Source organism: Paracoccus sp. MKU1 (genome assembly GCF_001447385.1).
Taxonomy (GTDB): domain Bacteria; phylum Pseudomonadota; class Alphaproteobacteria; order Rhodobacterales; family Rhodobacteraceae; genus Paracoccus.
In genome coordinates, this window is sequence record NZ_LLWQ01000040.1 from 1 (window position 1) to 3,049 (window position 3,049).

General features: G+C 65.5%; 2 protein-coding genes. Both read left to right on the forward strand.

Translation table 11 applies throughout. The features are described 5' to 3' along the window. On the forward strand, window positions 1–2,460 hold a 2,460-nt coding region (trbE, locus tag AQY21_RS02640), incomplete at its 5' end, for a conjugal transfer protein TrbE (RefSeq protein ID WP_065169886.1). Next, window positions 2,457–3,049, forward strand: a 593-nt coding sequence (gene trbJ, locus AQY21_RS02645) for a P-type conjugative transfer protein TrbJ (protein WP_058096292.1), incomplete at its 3' end; no start/stop codon positions are given. The genes trbE and trbJ, both read left to right, overlap by 4 nt.

A 3,049-nucleotide genomic window follows, 5' to 3' on the forward strand; every position in this document is an offset into this window, starting at 1 on the left:
CTCCCCTGGGTGGCGCTGATCGGCTCGGGCGTCGTGCTCAACAAGGACGGTTCATTCCAGCGGACCGCGAAGTTTCGCGGCCCCGATCTGGATTCCGCCGTCGCGGCCGACCTGGTCGCGGTGGCCGGACGGCTGAACAACGCCGTCCGCCGCCTCGGCCCAGGCCGGGCCATCTTCGTCGCGGCGCAGCGCTCGGAGGCCGCCACCTCTCCGGCCAGCCGGTTCCCCGATCCCGCCGCGGCGCTGGTCGATGCCGAGCGCAAGGCCGATTTCGAGGAGGAGGGCAGCCATTTCGTCTCGGGCTATTTCCTGACCTTCCTCTGGCTCCCGCCCGCAGAAGATGCCGCACGCTCGGAATCCTGGCTCTATGAGGGGCGCGAGACCTCGGGCGTGAACCCGTGGGAGCTGGTGCGTGGCTTTATCGACCGCACCGATCGCGTGCTGGCGTTGCTCGACGGCATGATGCCGGAATGCCGCTGGCTCGATGACGCTGGCACGCTGACCTACCTCCATTCCACCATCTCGACCAACCGGCATCGCGTGCGTGTGCCCGAGGTGCCGATGTATCTCGACGCGCTGTTAGCCGATCAGCCGCTGACCGGCGGGCTGGAGCCGCGCCTGGGCAATCAGCATCTCCGGGTGCTGACGATCACCGGCTTTCCGGGCACGACCACCCCCGGCCTGCTCGACGAGATGAACCGGCTGGCCTTCCCCTACCGATGGTCCACCCGCGCCATCCTCATGGACAAGACCGACGCGACCCGGCTGCTGACGAAGATCAGGCGGCAATGGTTCGCAAAGCGCAAGAGCATCGCGGCGATCATCAAGGAGGTGATGACCAACGAGCAATCCGCGCTCGTGGACACCGATGCAGCAAACAAGGCCGCCGACGCGGACATGGCCTTGCAGGAACTCGGCGCCGACATGGCCGGGATGGCCTATGTCACGGCGACCGTCACCGTCTGGGACGAGGATGCCCGCCGCGCCGACGAAAAGCTGCGCCTGGTCGAGAAGATCATCCAGTCCCGTGATTTCAGCGTCATGGTCGAGACGGTCAATGCCGTCGACGCCTGGCTCGGCAGCCTGCCCGGACATGCCTATGCCAATGTCCGCCAGCCCCCGATCTCGACGCTCAACCTTGCCCACATGGTTCCCTCGTCCGCCGTGTGGGCAGGGCCGGAACGGGACGATCACTTCGGCGCGCCCCCGCTGCTCTATGGCAGGACCGAAGGATCGACCCCGTTCCGGCTTTCTCTCCATGTCGGCGATGTGGGCCACACCCTTGTCGTCGGTCCCACAGGTGCGGGCAAGTCGGTGCTGCTGGCGCTGATGGCGTTGCAGTTCCGCCGCTACGTGGGATCACAGATTTTTGCCTTCGACTTCGGCGGCTCGATCCGCGCCGCCGCGCTGGCCATGGGTGGCGACTGGCATGATCTTGGTGGCGAACTGACCGATGCTTCCGAGACGTCCGTTTCGTTGCAACCGCTGGCCCGTATCCATCAAACCGCCGAGCGCGCCTGGGCGGCGGACTGGATCGTCGCGATCCTGACGCGCGAGAACATCCAGATCACCCCGGAGGTAAAGGAATACATCTGGACGGCGCTGACCTCGCTTGCCTCGGCGCCCGTCGGGGAGCGGACCATCACCGGTCTCGCGGTCCTGCTCCAGTCGAACGATCTGAAACAGGCGCTGCGCGCCTATTGCGTCGGTGGTCCTTATGGCCGTCTGCTCGACGCCGAGGCCGAGCATCTTGGTTCAGCCGACGTGCAGGCGTTCGAGATCGAGGGCCTGGTCGGAACCGGCGCGGCCCCCGCCGTCCTCTCCTACCTGTTTCACCGCGTCGGCGACAGGCTGGACGGGCGGCCGACGCTGCTGATCATCGATGAGGGCTGGCTGGCGCTCGATGACGAAGGGTTCGCGGACCAGCTCCGCGAATGGCTGAAAACCCTGCGCAAGAAAAACGCCAGCGTCATCTTCGCCACGCAAAGCCTCAGCGACATCGATGGCAGTAATATCGCGCCCGCGATCATCGAAAGCTGCCCGACGCGGCTCCTGCTACCGAACGAGCGCGCCATCGAGCCGCAGATCACCGCGATCTACAGGCGGTTCGGCCTCAATGACCGTCAGATCGAGATTCTCGCGCGGGCGACACCCAAGCGGGACTACTACTGCCAGTCGCGACGCGGCAACCGGCTGTTCGAACTGGGCCTCAGCGAAGTCGGCCTCGCGCTCTGCGCCGCTTCCGCCAAATCCGACCAGACGCTGATTGCCGAGATCTTCGCCGAACACGGCCGAGACGGCTTCCTCGCCGCTTGGCTCAAGGCGCGCGGCGTCGAATGGGCCACCGATCTGATCCCGGACCTCACCAACCTCGCCACCGAAAGCGAGGACCTGACGCCCATCGTCTTCGATGACGCCGAGTTCGATTTCACCCTGGAAGAAGAGGAGATTACCCCATGACGCGCAAAATGCTCCGTCTCAGCCGCGTGGCGGGCGCTTCGGCGCTCGCACTCGCGCTTGCCGCACCTTTGGCGCTAGCGCCGGTGTTCACGGCACCAGCCCATGCCTTCTTCGGCGGGTTCGGCCGCATCGTCTATGACCCGACCAACCACGCCGAGAACTTGTTGACGGCAGCGCGCACGCTGGAGCAGATCAACAACCAGATCACCTCGCTCCAGAACGAAGCGCAGATGTTGATCAATCAGGCGCGGAATCTCGCGAGCCTGCCCCACAGCTCGCTTCAGGCGCTTCAGCAGAACGTCCAGCGCACCCAGCAGCTTCTCGGGCAAGCCCAGAATATCGCGTTCGACGTGCAGAACATCGACCAGATGTTCCAGCAGGACTACGGCAATCTATCCCTCACGGCCACCGACCAGCAATTGATCGCCGATGCGCGCTCGCGCTGGGAGAACACCGTCGGTGGCTTGCAGGATGCCATGCGCGTGCAGGCGGGCGTAGTTGGCAACATCGACAGCAACCGTGCCGAGATGTCCACGCTCATCGGCGAGAGCCAGGGCGCGACCGGCGCGCTTCAGGCTACGCAAGCTGG